The organism is Mycolicibacterium anyangense, from assembly GCF_010731855.1.
Classification (GTDB): Bacteria; Actinomycetota; Actinomycetes; order Mycobacteriales; family Mycobacteriaceae; genus Mycobacterium; species Mycobacterium anyangense.
The window spans coordinates 3862404-3878134 of sequence record NZ_AP022620.1 but is presented as its reverse complement, the minus strand read 5'-3'; the positions used below and the strand labels follow the sequence as shown (position 1 = coordinate 3878134).

At 68.6% G+C, this 15731-nt stretch carries 19 protein-coding genes; 10 read left to right on the top strand and 9 right to left on the bottom strand.

Translation table 11 applies throughout. The features are described 5' to 3' along the window. Window positions 1-55: 55 nt before the first annotated feature. From G6N35_RS18365 to G6N35_RS26945, 5 genes are read right to left on the bottom strand one after another with little or no spacing between them, the layout of a single operon-like run. Window positions 56-880: an ABC transporter permease gene (locus G6N35_RS18365; protein WP_163805544.1), complete on the bottom strand. Its 825-nt coding sequence runs from the start codon at window positions 878-880 to the stop codon at window positions 56-58. Next, window positions 870-1691 (bottom strand): ATP-binding cassette domain-containing protein, encoded by an 822-nt coding sequence (locus tag G6N35_RS18360; protein WP_163805543.1) that lies wholly within the window; start codon window positions 1689-1691, stop codon window positions 870-872. Before G6N35_RS18360 ends, G6N35_RS18365 begins: the two co-directional genes overlap by 11 nt. Next, window positions 1688-2140 (bottom strand): MarR family winged helix-turn-helix transcriptional regulator, encoded by a 453-nt coding sequence (locus G6N35_RS18355; protein ID WP_163805542.1) that lies wholly within the window; start codon window positions 2138-2140, stop codon window positions 1688-1690. The genes G6N35_RS18360 and G6N35_RS18355 overlap by 4 nt, the downstream gene beginning before the upstream one ends. Before the next feature lie 25 nt (window positions 2141-2165). Beyond that, complete coding sequence (locus G6N35_RS18350; protein ID WP_163805541.1) at window positions 2166-2666, bottom strand: metallophosphoesterase family protein; 501 nt, start codon at window positions 2664-2666, stop codon at window positions 2166-2168. A gap of 12 nt (window positions 2667-2678) precedes the next feature. Further along, window positions 2679-2855 (bottom strand): hypothetical protein, encoded by a 177-nt coding sequence (locus G6N35_RS26945; protein WP_170313137.1) that lies wholly within the window; start codon window positions 2853-2855, stop codon window positions 2679-2681. Window positions 2856-2926: 71 nt separating this feature from the next. On the opposite strand from G6N35_RS26945, the gene G6N35_RS18345 reads away from it, so the two are divergent. From G6N35_RS18345 to G6N35_RS18335, 4 genes are read left to right on the top strand one after another with little or no spacing between them, the layout of a single operon-like run. Beyond that, window positions 2927-3226 carry a hypothetical protein gene (locus G6N35_RS18345; protein ID WP_163805540.1) on the top strand — a complete coding sequence of 100 codons (300 nt, stop codon included), beginning with the start codon at window positions 2927-2929 and terminating at the stop codon, window positions 3224-3226. A 24-nt stretch (window positions 3227-3250) separates the two neighbouring features. After that, window positions 3251-4453 (top strand): CoA transferase, encoded by a 1203-nt coding sequence (locus G6N35_RS18340; RefSeq protein WP_163805539.1) that lies wholly within the window; start codon window positions 3251-3253, stop codon window positions 4451-4453. Beyond that, complete coding sequence (locus G6N35_RS27715; RefSeq protein ID WP_322790615.1) at window positions 4450-4608, top strand: hypothetical protein; 159 nt, start codon at window positions 4450-4452, stop codon at window positions 4606-4608. Before G6N35_RS18340 ends, G6N35_RS27715 begins: the two co-directional genes overlap by 4 nt. Beyond that, entirely contained in the window at window positions 4605-5264 is a 660-nt protein-coding gene (locus G6N35_RS18335; RefSeq protein WP_322790614.1) for an acyl-CoA thioesterase, read from the top strand. Before G6N35_RS27715 ends, G6N35_RS18335 begins: the two co-directional genes overlap by 4 nt. A 52-nt stretch (window positions 5265-5316) precedes the next feature. On the opposite strand, the gene G6N35_RS18330 is transcribed toward G6N35_RS18335, so the two are convergent. After that, window positions 5317-5961, bottom strand: coding sequence for a TetR/AcrR family transcriptional regulator (locus G6N35_RS18330; protein WP_163805538.1), 645 nt, complete (start codon window positions 5959-5961; stop codon window positions 5317-5319). Beyond that, window positions 5962-7257, bottom strand: coding sequence for an acyl-CoA dehydrogenase family protein (locus G6N35_RS18325; RefSeq protein ID WP_163805537.1), 1296 nt, complete (start codon window positions 7255-7257; stop codon window positions 5962-5964). A gap of 140 nt (window positions 7258-7397) precedes the next feature. On the opposite strand from G6N35_RS18325, the gene G6N35_RS18320 reads away from it, so the two are divergent. The 6 genes from G6N35_RS18320 (at window position 7398) to G6N35_RS18295 (ending at window position 12232) form a co-directional block, all read left to right on the top strand. Next, window positions 7398-8252, top strand: coding sequence for a magnesium transporter MgtE N-terminal domain-containing protein (locus tag G6N35_RS18320; RefSeq protein ID WP_163805536.1), 855 nt, complete (start codon window positions 7398-7400; stop codon window positions 8250-8252). Next, a complete protein-coding gene (locus tag G6N35_RS18315; RefSeq protein WP_163805535.1) occupies window positions 8249-9487 on the top strand; it encodes an NRAMP family divalent metal transporter in 1239 nt (412 codons plus the stop codon). The genes G6N35_RS18320 and G6N35_RS18315 overlap by 4 nt, the downstream gene beginning before the upstream one ends. Window positions 9488-9532: 45 nt before the next feature. After that, the gene (locus tag G6N35_RS18310; protein ID WP_163805534.1) at window positions 9533-10333 is read left to right on the top strand and encodes an enoyl-CoA hydratase/isomerase family protein; all 801 of its coding nucleotides are present in this window, start codon (window positions 9533-9535) and stop codon (window positions 10331-10333) included. Continuing rightward, entirely contained in the window at window positions 10330-11223 is an 894-nt protein-coding gene (locus tag G6N35_RS18305) for an SDR family NAD(P)-dependent oxidoreductase (RefSeq protein ID WP_163805533.1), read from the top strand. Before G6N35_RS18310 ends, G6N35_RS18305 begins: the two co-directional genes overlap by 4 nt. 9 nt (window positions 11224-11232) lie before the next feature. Continuing rightward, a complete protein-coding gene (locus tag G6N35_RS18300; protein WP_179967384.1) occupies window positions 11233-11838 on the top strand; it encodes a GNAT family N-acetyltransferase in 606 nt (201 codons plus the stop codon). Window positions 11839-11908: 70 nt separating this feature from the next. Beyond that, the gene (locus tag G6N35_RS18295; RefSeq protein WP_163805532.1) at window positions 11909-12232 is read left to right on the top strand and encodes a hypothetical protein; all 324 of its coding nucleotides are present in this window, start codon (window positions 11909-11911) and stop codon (window positions 12230-12232) included. Window positions 12233-12262: 30 nt separating this feature from the next. Here the strand turns inward: G6N35_RS18295 and G6N35_RS18290 are convergent, their stop codons facing one another. Both G6N35_RS18290 and glgX read right to left on the bottom strand, forming a co-directional pair. Beyond that, complete coding sequence (locus G6N35_RS18290; protein WP_163805531.1) at window positions 12263-13312, bottom strand: glycoside hydrolase family 183 protein; 1050 nt, start codon at window positions 13310-13312, stop codon at window positions 12263-12265. A 225-nt stretch (window positions 13313-13537) separates the two neighbouring features. Beyond that, the gene (gene glgX / locus G6N35_RS18285; protein WP_163805530.1) at window positions 13538-15670 is read right to left on the bottom strand and encodes a glycogen debranching protein GlgX; all 2133 of its coding nucleotides are present in this window, start codon (window positions 15668-15670) and stop codon (window positions 13538-13540) included. Window positions 15671-15731: the final 61 nt, after the last annotated feature.

Genomic DNA, 15731 nt, shown 5'->3' with positions numbered 1-15731 from the left:
CACACCAGAGTGACATTGGGCGCTGTCGGTCACTCCTGTGTGACGCTCGGCGTATTCAGGCCACCAGTCGGCGCAGCAGGGCAGAGGCCGCGGCGATACCCACGACTGCGGCCGCCACCAGCACCGCGATGTCCAGCCACGGATGCGTCGAGGGCATACCCACCAGCAGCAACCGCAACGAATCCACCTCGTAGCTCAGCGGATTCACCCGGCTCAGCCAGCGCAGCCAGTCCGGCATGACCGCCACCGGGTACAGCGCGTTGGAGGCGAAGAACAACGGCATGGTGATGGCCTGGCCGATCCCCATCAGGCGGTCGCGGTTGCGCACCAGCCCGGCCAGTGTCATCGACAGGCAGGCGAAGAATGCCGAGCCGAGCATCACCACGCCCATCGCCGCCAGGATCCGCAGCGGGTTGTGCGTCATGTGGATGCCCATCACATAGGCCAGCAGCAGCACCCCCACCACCTGCGCCACCGAGCGAACCCCCGCGGCGAACGCCTTGCCGGTCACCAGCGCTGAGGCCGGGGCAGGTGTCACCATCAGCTTGGCCAGGATGCCGGCGTCGCGGTCCCAGATGATCTGGATGCCGTAGAAGATCGAGATGAACAGTGCCGACTGCGCGATGATGCCCGGTGCCAGGAACGCCAGGTACGGCACCGAGCCGGTGTCGATCACGTGCAACCGGTTGAAAGTGGTGCCGAAGATCAACAGCCACAGCGCCGGTTGCACCAACCGGGTGAAAAGCTCGGTGCGGTCGTGGCGCAGCTTCTGCAGCTCCACCCAGGCGAACGTCGCCATCCGCCCGGCCAGGCTGCGTGCCCGCCGCCAGCCGTGCGGTGCACGCAGCAGGCCGGGGGCTACCAGGGCATCAGCCGGCATGGCGCGCCGCCTTGCGTCCCGCGCGGATCTCGCCCAGACCGGCGGGAGCAGTGGTCCCACCCAGTTCGGCGCCGAGTTCCGAGCCCGCGTAGTGCCGGAACACGTCTTCCAGCGTCGCCTCCGGCCCGACCTTGGCCTTCAATTCGGTCGGCGTTCCCACCGCCCGCAACGCCCCATGGTGCATCAGCGCGACCCGATCGCACAGCACATCGGCTTCCTCCATGTAGTGGGTGGTCAGCAGGACGGTCATGCCGAAGTCCTGCTTCATCTGCTGCACCTGGGACCAAACCCCTTCGCGGGCAATCGGATCCAAGCCGACGGTGGGCTCGTCGAGGATGAGCAGGGACGGTCTGGTCACCAGCGCCTGGGCCAGTTCGAGGCGACGCACCATGCCGCCGGAGTAGGTGCCTGCCAGCCGGTCGGCGACCTCGGTGAGCTGCATGGCCTCCAGCGCCTCGCGGACCCGGGCGCGTCGCTGTGAGCGGGGGACGTCGTAGAGTCGCGCGAACCACTCCACATTCTGCTGGCCGGTCAGCGCGGGTTCGATCGAAAGTTGTTGGGGCACATAGCCGAGGTTGTAGCGAATATCCATGGTGTCGCGCCGGGCGTCGAGGCCGAAGATCCGTACCTCGCCGTCCTGGATCGGGGTGAGCGTGGTCAACAGCCGCACGACCGTGGTCTTGCCGGCCCCGTTGGGCCCGAGCAGACCGAGTGTCTCACCGCTGCGGACCTCCAGTGAGAAGCCGTCGACGGCGGTGAAGTCGCCGTAGCGGTGGGTCAGCTGGCGGCAGTCGATGGCAGGTGTGGTCATGATCGGTTCTCCTGCAGTGTGTCGGTGATGGCGGCGAGCACCCGAAGCCCGGCAGTCAGCGCGCGGACGTCCTCGTCGTCCAACTGCCCGAGCGCCTCGGCCAGTGCGGCCCGACGGGCGGAGCGGGACGCGTCGGCGAGCTGCTGGGCCGGCTCGGTCAGGGCCAGCCGGCCCACTCGCCGGTCGGCCGGATCGGGCGTGCGGACCAGCAACCCGTCGGTGGACAGCTTGGACACCAGGGTCGACGCGGTGTTGGGTGCCAGCGCCAGCTCGGCCGCTGCCGCACTCACCGAGATGCCGGGCTGGCGGCCGACCAGACGGAGCAGCTCGGCCTGCGACTCGGTGAGACCCGGAGCAGCGAACGGGCCGCCGGCCGAGCGCCGCAAGGTACGCCGGAACCGGCCCACGGTCCTGAACAGGTCGGTGACGAGGTCGGTGCGGGTGTCCACACCCAAGAATACCTCTGTAACAGAGCTAATGCTTCGCGATCTCGTGCAGCCGGACTTCGCGCAGGCTGCCCGCGCTGGTCACCGCGGTCATATAGGTGCAGAAGGGCTGACGTCGCCGGTCGGTCGGTGAGCCCGGATTCAACAGGCGCAGCCCGGTGCGGGCGGTGGTGTCCCACGGGATGTGGCTGTGCCCGAACACCAGGACGTCGGTATCCGGGTACAGCTGAGCCATCCGCGCCTCGCGGCCCGAGGCGGCTCCGGTCTCGTGCACCACGGTGAACCGCAAGCCGTCCAGGGCGACGTCGGCGCGTTCGGGAAGCCGCGCGCGCAGCTCCGGGCCGTCGTTGTTGCCCCAGCATCCGATCAGCCGCCGCGATCGTTGCGACAACTCATCGAGGACTGCCGCCTCGATCCAGTCACCGGCGTGGATCACGACATCGCAGCGCGCCACCTCGTCCCAGACCTGTTCCGGTAGGTCACGCGCCCGTTTGGGAATGTGGGTGTCGGCCAACAGCAGCAGGCGCATGGCCCGATCTTCTCACCGCCCGTCGCGCTCGGCGCGGGCCTCCGCACCCGTCTCGCCGGCGTCGAAGCTGTCGTCGGGTCCGGTCTCCCCGACGTAGGTGCCGCTGCCGCCGTCCTTACCTGCGCGGGAAGAGGCGACGTTCTCGTCGGCGGCGACGTCTTCGCTGTGCTCGTCTGTCGGGTGGGTCATGCCGGCGGGCTACCCCGCGAACGTGGTGGCCAACCCTGTTTGTCGGGGCCTAGGCTGGGAACGAGGTGACCATGTCGAGCAATGACGTCGAGAAGCGCTGGCACGACCCGGCCATGTTCCGGTCGGCGGTGACCTATGTGGTCTGCTTTGTCGCCGTGGCGGCGGTGGCGTTCGCGGCCGCCGTCGCCTGGAACTCCCTGCTCGCGGGCATCCTGGTACCGGCCTCGCTGTTCGTCGGCGGGGTCGGGGCGTTGGTCCGGGCCTACCGGGTGTGGAAAGCCGAGGGCGTCTGGCCGATCTGGCAGGGTGCCGGCTGGTTCCTGCTGATGCTCACGCTCATCTGCCTGGGCGTACCGGTCGCGGTGGCGTGATCCGCCGACCGCCATACTCTTCGGGTGAACGGAACACCTGACCTGCCGCTGGCCGGCGTCCGCATCGTCGAGATCTCCAGCTTCGTGGCGGTACCGCTGGCCGGTATGACGCTGTCCCAACTCGGCGCCGAGGTGATCCGGGTGGATCCCGTCGGCGGGGCCGCCGACTACCACCGCTGGCCGCAGACCGACGCCGGCGAGAGCATCTACTGGGCCGGCCTGAACAAGGGCAAGCGCTCCGTCGCCGCGGACATGCGCTCGCCCGAAGGTCAACGCCTGGTCGCCCAGCTCATCATCGACAGCGGCATCCTGATCACCAATGTCGCCGGGCGGCAATGGCATTCCTACGAAACGCTGAGCGCGCTGCGGCCTGACCTGATCCATCTCGAAGTCGTGGGCCGCGCCGACGGCTCCACCGGGGTGGACTACACGGTCAACGCCGCGACCGGCTTCCCGATGGTCACCGGGCCCGCCGAGCACCGTGAACCGATCAACCACGTGCTGCCGGCCTGGGACGTCACCTGCGGGCTCTACGCCGCGCTGGCGATCGTGGCGGCGCTGCGCCGCCGGGACACCTCCGGCCAGGGCAGCGCCATCCGGCTGCCGTTGGACGATGTCGCGCTGGCGACGGCGGGCAACCTCGGCTTCCTGACCGAGGTGATGATCAACGGCACCGAACGGCCGCGGCTGGGCAACAGCCTGTTCGGCCAGTACGGCCAGAACTTCACCAGCAGTGACGGAGTGTCGTTCATGATCGTCGCCCTCACCGCACGGCACTTCCGCGATCTGGCCGAACTCACCGGAACCGCGAAAGCCGTTGCCGCCGTGGCAGAAGCGCTCGACGCCGACTTCACCGACGAGGGCCAGCGCTACGCCCACCGCGATGTGCTCTCGGGGCTGTTCGCCGCGTGGTTCCGTACCCACACCGCCGAGGAGGTCACGGCGGCGCTGTCGGCCAGCTCGGTGCTGTGGGATCGCTACCTCAGCTTCACCGAGGTCGCCGAACATCCGCGGGTCACGGCCAACCCGCTGTTCACCCCGCTGGACCAGCCCCGGATCGGCACCTATCTGGCGCCCAGCCTGCCGATGTCGGTCGACGGCGCTCACGTCGCGCCACGGCCCGCACCGGCGCTGGGCGACGACACCGCGGCAGTCTTGGCGCAGCATCTCGGTCTGAGCCCGGCGCAGATCGCCGATCTGGTCGAATCCGGCACTGTCGCACTGTGACTGACGTACTGCCTGGTCTGCTGGACGTCACGCCCGATGGTTCGGCGGCCGACCAGTTCACCGGCGCCGCTGCCGGACCGCCCGACAAGCGGGCCTACGGTGGGCACCTGGGCACCTGGGCGCCCAGGCGCTGGCCGCGGCGTGCCACACCGTGAATCCCGGGTTCTCACCGACCAGCCTGCACGTCCAGTTCCTGCGCGGCGGTGACGCCGGGGCCGCGGTCGACTACCAGGTCGAGCGGGTCTACGACGGCCGCACCGCGGCGTCCCGGCGGGTGCTGGCCCGCCAGGCCGGCCGGCTGCTGGTCAGCGCGACCGCCTCCTTCTCGGTGCCGGCCCACGGTCCCGAACACGCCCACCGCATCACCGCCGGGGACCCCGGGGCCATGACCGCCAACGGGCCGCTGGGCCCAGCGCCCTCGTTACCCATCAACGAGATCGACATCCGATCCGAAGACGGTTGGAGCACAGGGGAATTCGTGCGGCGGCTGTGGTGGCGGATCACCGTGCCGATGCCCGAGGACCCGCTGGTCCACGCGCGTGCCGCCGTCTACGTCACCGACATCTACGGCGTCGACCCGATCTTGCAGGTGCACGGACACTCGATGGTCGACCGCAGCCACCGCGCCGCCACCACTGAGTCCTCGGTGTGGTTCCACCGCCCGATCCGGGCCGACCGGTGGAACCTGCTGGAATCCCGCTCGCCGGCGGCGGCCCGAGGACGGGGACTGATGACCGCCGGCCTCTATGACGCCGACGGAGTCCTGACCGCCACCCTGGCACAAGAGGGACTGGCCGTCACCCGCACTTGATTCCGCGCGGTACCGTCGGCAGACACGCTCGCCGATATTGGGATCGTGTAAGTCACGCTCGCGAAGGACTGCGCCGGGCGCGGCGGGCCTGGCGTTCCCCGGCCAGTTCGCGGGTCTCGGCCGACGGTGCGCCGGCCAGCATCGCCGCGACGGTGTCGACGAGGTGGCTGGTGAACAACCGGTCGTCGGTGTGCGGCGCCGATGCGGCCCGCCTGCCCAGCTCGACCGCCGTGTAGATCACGGCGGCCAGCCGGGTGTGCAGCGCCACCGCCACCGGATCCAGCAGCGGCTCCACCGTGTCGCGCCAGCGCCGCATGCTGCTGTCCGGACCGCCGGTGACGTCGAACGCCGGCACCGGCCGGTTCAGCAGGTCGGCATGGATGCGCAGGAAGGCGGGGCCGCCGTCGGGATCGTCGAGTTTGGCGGCCAGTGGCCGCACCAGCGCGGCGGCCATCGAGCGTATCGAGGCATCGGCGGTGTCGAGCAGCGCATTGCGGCCGGCGTCGACGTCCGGCACATGCTTGGCGGCGATGGCCGCGAGCACCCCGGCCCGATCGGTGAAGTGGTACTGCACGGCCATCACGTTGCGGGTGCCTGCTGCCCTGGCAATCTCACGCAGGCTCACCGCGTCCACCCCGCGCTCGGCGAACAGGGTCTCGGCTGCGGCGACCAGATTGGGCCGGGTGTCCAGGGCCATCTAGAGTTCGGCGACGTCGTGTTCGATCAACGCGGCCAGCCGGGCCTGTGCGGCGGCGCGGCGGGTCGGAATGTGCCCGGAGCCGAATAGCGAATCCGCCGGCTCGTACTCCTTGAGCGTGCGGCGCGCCACCGTCAGCTTGTGCACTTCGGTCGGCCCGTCGGCGATGGCCAGCGACTGGGCCGCCACCATCATCTTGACGAACGGCATCTCGTCGGACACCCCGAGCGCGCCGTGCAGGTGCATGGCCCGCTGCACGACGTCGTGCAGCACCTGCGGCATGGCGACTTTCACCGCCGCGATATCGCGCCGCACCTTCTGGTAGTCGTGATACCGGTCGATCTTCCACGCCGTGCGCAGCACCAGTAGCCGGAACTGCTCGATCTGGATCCAGCTGTCGGCGATCTTCTCCTGGGTCATCTGATAGTCGCCGAGTGGGCCACGGCGGGTCTGCCGTGACACCGCCCGCTCGCACATCATGTCGAAAGCCTTGCGTGCCAAAGCAATCGTGCGCATCGCGTGGTGAACGCGGCCACCGCCGAGGCGGGTCTGCGCGATCGCGAACGCCTGACCCTCACCGCCGAGGATGTGGTCGGCGGGCACCCGCACGTCGCGGTAGCGGAGGTATCCGTGCCCGGCGCGTTCGTCGGACTCGCCTCCCACACCCACGTGCCGGATCACCTCGATACCCGGTGTTTCCGCCGGCACGATGAACAGCGACATCTTCTCGTGCGTGCGGGCTTCCGGGTTCGTCACCGCCATCACGATGAAGAACTCGGCGTTGCGGGCGTTGGACGAGAACCACTTCTCGCCGTTGATCACCCAGGAGTCGCCGTCCCGCTCGGCGCGGGTGGTGAACAGGCCGGGATCCGAGCCGCCCTGAGGTTCGGTCATCGAATAGCAGGACGATATTTCACCGTTCAGCAGTGGTTGCAGGTAGCGCTGTTTCTGCGCCTCGGTGCCGAACAACGCGAGGATCTCGGCATTGCCGGAATCGGGTGCCTGCGAACCGAAAACCGATGGTGCCCAACGTGATCTGCCGACGATCTCGTTGAGCAGTGCCAGCTTCACCTGGCCGTAGCCCTGGCCGCCGAGCTCAGGACTCAGGTGCGCGGCCCACAGCCCCTGCTCCTTGACCTGTTGCTGGAGCGGTCGCAGCACCTCGAGTACCTTCGGGTTCTTCTTTTCGTAGGGGTCCAGCGGGGCGAAGTCCAGCGGTTCGAGTTCGTCTCGCATGAACTCCTCGACCCAGTCGAGTTTCTTCTGGTACTCCGGATCGGTTTCGAAATCCCACATGGCGGGCCCCTTTTGTCCAATGCTCCGCTTGCGTCAAGGCGGCGCGAGCATAACGTGATGCAACTGCATTAATCAATGGTCACCGCGCCGACCTCGCGCCGGTTGGTCCCGCCAGTGCCGCAATGGGGCATGCTGCGACTGTGCTGTTACTCAGCCGGCTCGCCGGTCAGGATGTCCTCGCCAGCGACGGCCGCGTCGTCGGCCGACTCGCCGACCTGACCGCCGACCTGGTGGAGGAGTCCGGTCGGCACCTCGTCGACCGGATCGTCGTAAGGTCCGGCCGCAGAACCCAGCTCCTGATTCCTTGGCAGTACGTGGGCGCCCTCGGCCACCACCAGGTGGTGCTCACCCTGGCCGCGGCCGACGCCACCCGATTGGCCACCAGCGATCTCGACACCGCACTCGGTGAGCACGAGATCCTGTTGTTGCGCGACGTACTGGACACCCAGGTCGTCGACGTGGTGGGGCAGCGGCTGGCTCGGGTGGCCGACGTGGTGCTGGCCCGCACCGGGGACGGACGCCTCGAATTATTGGGTGTGGAGGTGGGTTTCAGCGCCGTCCTGGAGCGGCTGCGACTGCCCGCCCTGCGCCGTCGCCGCGAGGACATCATCGCCTGGCCGGATCTGCACCTAGCCTCCGAGCGCGGCCACAGCGTCGCACTCGCCACCCCGCGGTCGGCCGTGCACCGGCTCGACCCACGCGGGCTGGCCAACCTGGTCAGCCGGCTCGACACCGAGTCCGCCGCCGAGATCCTCAGTGCCACCGCCCCCGGCGTGGCCGCGGACGCGGTGCGCGCGGCCCACCCCGTCGTCGGAGAACGGGTGCTGCGCGCGCTGCCAGACCCCGAGGCGGCCCGGATCGTGGCCGCCATGCCCGCCGACCATGCCGGACGGTGGCGTGAACTCCTCGCCCACCCGCCTGCGCTGGGCGGCCGCAGATTCCTGCGGTTCCGGGTGTGGCCGCGCCGCCATCACCCCGTCGGGCCGACACCATGACCAGACCCGGCGCGATCCGCACCCGGGCCGCCGCACTGCTCGCGGTCGTCGGGCCGGGCCTGCTGGCCGGGCTGTCCGACGACGATCCGGCCGGCATCACCACCTATTCCGTGCTCGGCGCAGACCACGGCTATCAGCTGCTGTGGGTGTTGCTGCTGTCCACCGTCGCCCTCGTCGTCTTCCACACCCTGGCCGCCCGGATGGGGGTGGTCACCGGGCAGGGGCTGATCGGGCTGGTGCGCCAGCGCTACGGCGTCGGGATCGGCGGGGCGGTGCTGGCCGCCCTGGTGATCGCCAACATCGGCACCACCTGTGCCGAATTCGCCGGAATTGCAGCGGGTTTCGAATTGTTCGGGATCAGCCGCTACATCAGCGTGCCGGCCGCGGGCGTGATCGTCGCACTGCTGGTGCTGCGGGGCAGCTTCCATCGGGTGGAGCGCCTCCTGCTCCTGCTGTCCACGGTCTTCCTGGCCTACATCGCCTCGGGATTCCTGGCCAAACCCGACTGGGGTGCGGCGCTGCACGGCACGCTGGTCCCCACCATGCCGATGACGGGACAGGCGATCGGGATCGTCACGGCAACCCTGGGTACCACCCTGGCGCCGTGGGGCCTGTCGTTCATGCAGTCCTATGCGGTGGACAAGAAACTTCGCACCGAAGACCTGCCCGCCGAGCGGATCGACGTCGTCACCGGGGCGGTACTCACCGGGGTCATCGGCTTCTTCGTGGTGGTGGCGTGCGCGGCCACCCTGCACCGCGACGGGCACAGCATCACCGACGCCGCCGACGCGGCCGTCGCGCTGCAGCCGCTGGCCGGGGAGGCCGCCTCGACGCTGTTCGCCGTCGGCCTGATCGGGGCGGCATTCCTGGCCGCCTCGATCCTGCCGCTGTCGACGGCGTACTCGGTGTGCGAGTACGCCGGGCTGGAAGCCGCCATCGACGACCCGTACCGCGACGCCCGCACCTTCTATCTGACCTACGGCATCGTCACGTTCGTCGGCGCCGTCGTCGTGCTGACCCCCAACGTCCCGCTGATCGCGATCCTGGTGGGCACCCAGGTGCTCAACGCGGTGTTGCTGATCCCACTGCTGGTCGCGATGATCGGGCTCGGCCGGGACCGTGCCCTGATGGGCCGCTTCGCGATGGGCCGGGCCGCCACCATCGGTTATGCGATCACCACTACGGTGGTGGTGCTGTGTGTGGTCGCCCTCGGCATCACCTCGCTGCTCGGTTGATCGACGCCGGTCTGTGCCGCACCGGCGGTATGTCAGGATCGCTGGGTGAGCTCTGCGACCACCGTCCGCGTCGACATCGATGATGCCGGGGTCGCGCTGCTCACTCTCGACGGACCCGAACGGCTCAACGCCTTCTCCGGTGCCACCGCCAGTGCGCTGAGCCAGGCCTACCGCCACTGCGACAGTGACGACACCGTGCGCGCCGTCGTTCTCACCGGGGCCGGCCGGGCGTTCTGCTCGGGCGCCGATATGTCCAGTGCCGCAGCGTCATTCGATGCGCCAGGGAAGGGCTTCAGCGCCTCGCCGGTGCAGCCGCCGGCCTACCGGGTGCGCAAACTGGTCATCGCCGCCATCAACGGTCCGGCGATCGGGATCGGCCTGACGCTGGCGCTGCAGTGTGATGTCCGCCTGGTCGCCGCCGACGCCCCACTGGCCATCCCGCAGGTTCGCCGGGGGATGATCGGGGACTGCGCGGTGCACTACACGCTGCGCGAGGCCGTCGGTCTGGCCGTTGCCGCCGACATCCTGCTGACCGGCCGCACCTTCACCGGCACCGAGGCCGCCCGGCTCGGTATCGCCAGCCGCGCGCTGCCGGCCGCCGAGGTGCTGCCCGCGGCGTTGGAACTGGCCCGCGACGTCGCCGTCTACGCCAACCCCGCGTCGGTGGCCCACAGCAAGCGGCTGTTGTGGAGTGGGACCGACCTCGACCAGGTCGCCGAGGCGGAGACTACGGTGCATCTGAGCTTGATGGGTGGCCCGGATGCTGCCGAGGGGCCGGCTGCCTGGCGGGAGCGACGGCCACCGCGGTGGCGTTCGACGGCCGGTGAGACAGGAGATCCTGCATGACGGCGGCCGGCGCCAAGACCACAGCCGAGGTGCTTGACGGTGTCGACCTGAGCGGGCGCGTCGTCGTCATCACGGGCGCATCCTCGGGCCTGGGCCTGCAGACCGCACTCGCCATGCAGGGCGCCGGGGCCCAGATCGTCGCCGCCGTGCGTGATCTGGAGAAGACCCGCGCCGCCCTCGACTGCGAGGTGGTGCCACTGGACCTCACCGACCTGCGCACCGCACAGGCGGCCGCCGAGGCCATCGCCCACCGGCACAGCCGCGTCGACATCCTCATCAACAATGCCGGCGTGATGGCGCCGCCACTGTCGCGCACCGCACAGGGCTACGAATTGCAGCTCGGCACAAACCATCTCGGCCACTTCGTGTTCACCAACGGACTGGTCGGCAGCTTCGTCCCGGGTACCCGCATCGTCAACCTCAGCAGCCGCGGCCACCTCTACGGCGGCATCCGCTGGGAAGACCCGAACTACGACGACGAGTCCGGCTACGACAAGTGGCAGGCCTACGGCCAGAGCAAGACCGCCAACGTGTTGTTCACCGTCGAAGCCGAGCGGCGCTGGGGGCCAGGCGGAGTGCATTCCTTCGCCGTGCACCCCGGGGTCGTGGTCACCGAACTGGCCCGGCACATGACGCGGGAGGACTTCAGCGGCACGCTGGCCAACCTGGAGGTCACCGACGTCGAGCACGGCGCCGCGACCACCGTGTGGGCGGCCACGGCGCCGGAACTGGACGGACTCGGCGGGCTGTATCTCGAGGACTGCCACATCGCGGGACCGTTCCGGCCCGGGGTGCAGGGCGGCTATGCCGCCTTCGCCGTCGACCCCGAGCAGGCCGCCCGGCTGTGGGACTGGTCGCAGCGGCAGGCCGAACGCCATCTGGGTGACTAACCTTGCGGGGTGGCCATCGATGTCCGTCCCGCGCGCCGATCCGACATCCCGGCCATGGCCCGGGTGCTGGCCCGGGCATTTCACAACGATCCGGTCATCACGTGGATACAGCCCGACCCCGAGCGCCGCACCGCCGCGCTCCCCGGGCTGTTCGGAGCGCTGACCCGCCACCACTTCCTGCCCGGCCGTGGCGTCGAAGTGTCCACCAGCGATGACGGCATCGGGGGTGTCGCGCTGTGGGACCCGCCCGGCCGCTGGCAACAGTCCCCGCGCGAACAGATCGCGATGCTGCCCGCGGTGTTGCGCGCCGTCCGAGGCCGCCTGGCCGTCAGCCGGATCGTCACCGATCTGATGAAAGAGAACCACCCTGAGGAGCCGCACTGGTACCTCGCCGTCCTGGGCAGCGACCCGACGGTGCGGGGCACCGGGTTCGGCCGGGCGCTGCTGCAGTCCAGGCTGGAGCGTTGCGACGCCGAATATGCCCCCGCCTACCTAGAGTCGAGCAGCCCCGACAACGTGCCCTACTACGAGCGGTTCGGCTTCGAGGTCACCGGCGAGATCGTGGTACCCGACGGTGGCCCCACCCTGTGGCCGATGTGGCGCCGACCGCGCTGAGTGAGCCTGCCGTTTAGCGATGCGCCCACGGGGCAACCCGGAGCGGACGCCGAACGGAGGTTGATGCGCCATGACCGAACCGATGGATCTGCCGGAAGAAGGCGGTCCCGGGGACACCCTGAACCCCAGTGAGCCACTGGACTCCGATGAGGTGCGCAACGACGACGGCGACACCGTCGTCGATCCCCCCGAGGACTGGAGCGAGGCCAACAGGTTCGGGGTCAGCACCGCCGAGCAACTCGAGGGCGAGTCGTTGGACGCCCGGCTGGCCGAAGAGGAACCCGACGTCATCGCCGACGTCGAACCGGCCGACGACCCGCCGGGGCGGGCCGATCGCGGGCAGGTCAGCGGCACACCCGAGGACGGCGAGTCGCTGTTCGACGTCGTTGAGTGATCGATGTCGAGTGAGATCGTCGTCGGGTGATCAGCGGACCGCGGTGGTGTCGGCGAGCGTGACGCGGAACTGCATGACCCGATAGGGCCAGCCGTGGGCGGTGTTCCACTGCGACACCATCAGACCCACGCCACCGGTGCGGTCCAGCCGGCTGCCCGGCAGCAGATAGCCGCCGTACAACTGGGCCACCCGGCACCCGGCGTGGTCTTCGTCGTCCCAGGCGCAGCCGATGACCGGGCGCTGCAGTGGCACGGCGCGCAGGTCGGTCGTCGGATCGCCGAGCACCCGATAACCCAGCGCATAATCCGAGGAGAGGAAACCGCCCAGAACCCACTGGCCGGGACCCAGCCGGCGCAGCGACAGTTCGCCCCACTTCTCCCCGGGTCCGGTGATCGTCCCCGGCCTGCGGCCCCATCGCCGGGCGGCCGGATCCCATGCTGCGTAACGGCTTTCGTCGGCAAGATGGTGTGGGCGCACCCGTTGCAGGATGATGCCCTTGTCCCGCTGGAAGCCGGTGGACACCACATAGACCCAGCCGCTGTCGGGGTCGAAATCCCATGACCAGCACTGGCCGTGGCCGGAGTGCAGGCGGGCCGGGAATCGGGTGCCGAGGTTGTGCCAGGTGCTCCCGTTGTCACCGGAGCGCCAGATCTCCGTCCACACCACGTGCCCGAAACCGCGGTTCACGATCGCATGCAGGAACAGATCGTGACCGACGCGCAGCAGGTCCGAGGGGATCACTGTGCTGATGCCGCGGCGCAGCGGCCCCACGCGGTCGCTGTGCCGATAGCGCCAGAGTTGGTGGGCGTAGGCCGGGTCGGCTCCGGCGGCGCGGTGGTACACCACATCGTGGGTGGCGTCCCCGGCCCCGATGAGGATCACCGGCGAGCGCCAATCGCCGGCGCCGACGCGGTTGCCGGAGAAGGTGTCGCCGAAGACCGAGATCAGGTTGCCGTCAGCCGCCAGAACCGATGCTCCGAGATCGGTGCACGCCATGCCCCAGGTGTCGGTCAGGCCTGGGCCGGTCACGTCTTTGACCTTGCCCACAAAACCATCGATTGGTCGGTTTATCGCCGCCATGGGACCAGTGGATCATGACGGCGAGGTGACTCAGAAATTACCCCACACAAACACTTTCTGTCTGTTTGCTGGTTACTTGCAAATTGTTGAATACAAATCGCCCAAACCGCGGCGCGCCGCGGGCTGGGTTGTGATAATTCCCGCATGAGCCATGGCGGGTCCCCCGGAGGGGAGGGGACCGGCCATGGCTAATGCTCCGGGTCGGTGCCGGCGGTCTTCTCGGCGCTAGGCCTGGGCCTGCAGGACCACCATGGCCCGTGACTCGACCCGGACCGGACCGCCGGCCTTGATCGCGGCGGACTCCGCCGTTTCTCCTGGTCCAACCCCTGTATCGAGGACGATGTCCCAGGCTTTGCCGAATTCCGCCGGCGGCAGCGTGAACTCGATCGGCTCGTGATGGGCGTTGAAGCACAGCACGAAGGAATCGTCGACGACGCGTTGACCGCGGGGGTCCAGGTCGGGAATGCCCTGCCCATTGAGGTAGACCGCGACGGATTTACCGAAACCGGAATCCCAATCCTCATCGCTCATTTCCGAACCGTCTGGGCGGAACCAGGAAATGTCAGGTAGCCCTTCGCTGCCGCGCCGCCTTACCGGACGGCCATTGAAAAAGCGGCGCCGGCGAAAGACCGGATGTTCGCCACGAAGTGCCGATACCGTCGCGGTGAATTGCAGCAGCTCCGCGTCGGCGGTGGCCCAGTCGATCCAGGTGATCTCGTTGTCCTGGCAGTAGCCATTGTTGTTGCCCCCCTGGGTGCGCCCGAGTTCGTCCCCGTGGGAGATCATCGGCACCCCCTGGGAGAGCACCGTGGTGGCAATCAGGTTTCTTTGCTGACGCGCTCTCAGCGCATTGATTTCCGGATCATCGGTCGGCCCTTCGGCGCCACAGTTCCACGACTTGTTGTTGCTCTCGCCGTCGTTGTTGTCCTCGCCGTTGGCCTCGTTGTGCTTCTCGTTGTAGGACACCAGGTCGCGCAGGGTGAAGCCGTCGTGGGCGGTGACGAAGTTGATCGAGGCAACCGGCCGGCGGGCGGTGTGCTCGTAGAGGTCGGCAGATCCAGTCAGCCGGTAGGCGAACTCGCCCAGGCTGGCGTCCTCGCCGCGCCAGAAGTCCCGCACGGTGTCGCGGAACTTGCCGTTCCACTCCGTCCACTGCGGGGGGAAGTTGCCCACCTGATATCCACCCGGACCGACGTCCCACGGTTCGGCGATCAGCTTCACCTGGCTGACAGTGGGATCCTGCTGGACGAGTTCGAAGAACGCGCTCAGCCGGTCGACGTCGTAGAACTCGCGGGCCAGGGTGGAGGCCAGGTCGAATCGGAACCCGTCGACGTGCATCTCGGTCACCCAGTACCGCAACGAGTCCATGATCAGCTGCAGCGAATGCGGGTGGCCGACGTTGAGGCTGTTGCCGGTGCCGGTGTAGTCCATGTAGTACTGCTTGTCGTCGTCGACCAGGCGGTAGTAGGCGGCATTGTCGATGCCCCGGAAGCTCAGGGTGGGCCCCAGGTGGTTGCCCTCGGCGGTGTGGTTGTAGACCACGTCCAGGATCACCTCGATGCCGGCCTCGTGCAGGGCGCGCACCATCGCCTTGAACTCCTGGACCTGGCCGCCTGGGCTGCTGCTGGCCGAGTATTTGCTGTCCGGGGCGAAGAAGCCGATGGTGTTGTAACCCCAGTAGTTGGACAGGCCCTTGTCGATCAGCGTCGAGTCGTTGGCGAAGTGGTGCACGGGCATGAGTTCGATTGCTGTGGCGCCCAATGACTTCAGATGGTCGATGATCACCGGGTGGGCAATCGCGGCATACGTTCCGCGCACCGGCTCGGGGATGTCGGGGTGGGTTTGGGTCAGGCCCTTGACGTGGGCTTCGTAGATGATGCTGTCGGCGTACTCGCGCTGCGGCGGCCGGTCCACCCCCCAATCGAAGTACGGGTTGATGACCACGGATTTCGGCATGTTGGCCGCCGAATCGTCATCGTTACGGCTGTCCGGGTCACCGAAGGTGTAGCCGAACAGTGATTGATCCCAGTCGAATTGGCCGTCGATGGCTTTCGCGTACGGGTCCAGCAGCAGCTTGTTCGGGTTGCAGCGGTGACCCTGCGCCGGGTCGTTCGGCCCGTGCACGCGGTAGCCGTAGCGCTGGCCGGGTTCGATGCCGGGCAGGAAGCAATGCCAGACGAAGCCGTCCACCTCGGGGAGAACCACCCGCGACTCAGTACCGTCATCGTCGAACAGGCAGAGCTCGACGCGCTCGGCCACCTCGGAGAACACCGCGAAGTTGGTGCCGGAGCCGTCGTAGGTGGCTCCCAACGGATAGGCCTTGCCGGGCCAGACCTCAGACGCTGCTGCGGTGGTCACGTGGTACTCCCTCGATCGGCGGGTGGACTGTGCCGGGTACCCCGGATGGGCGGTGGCTCAA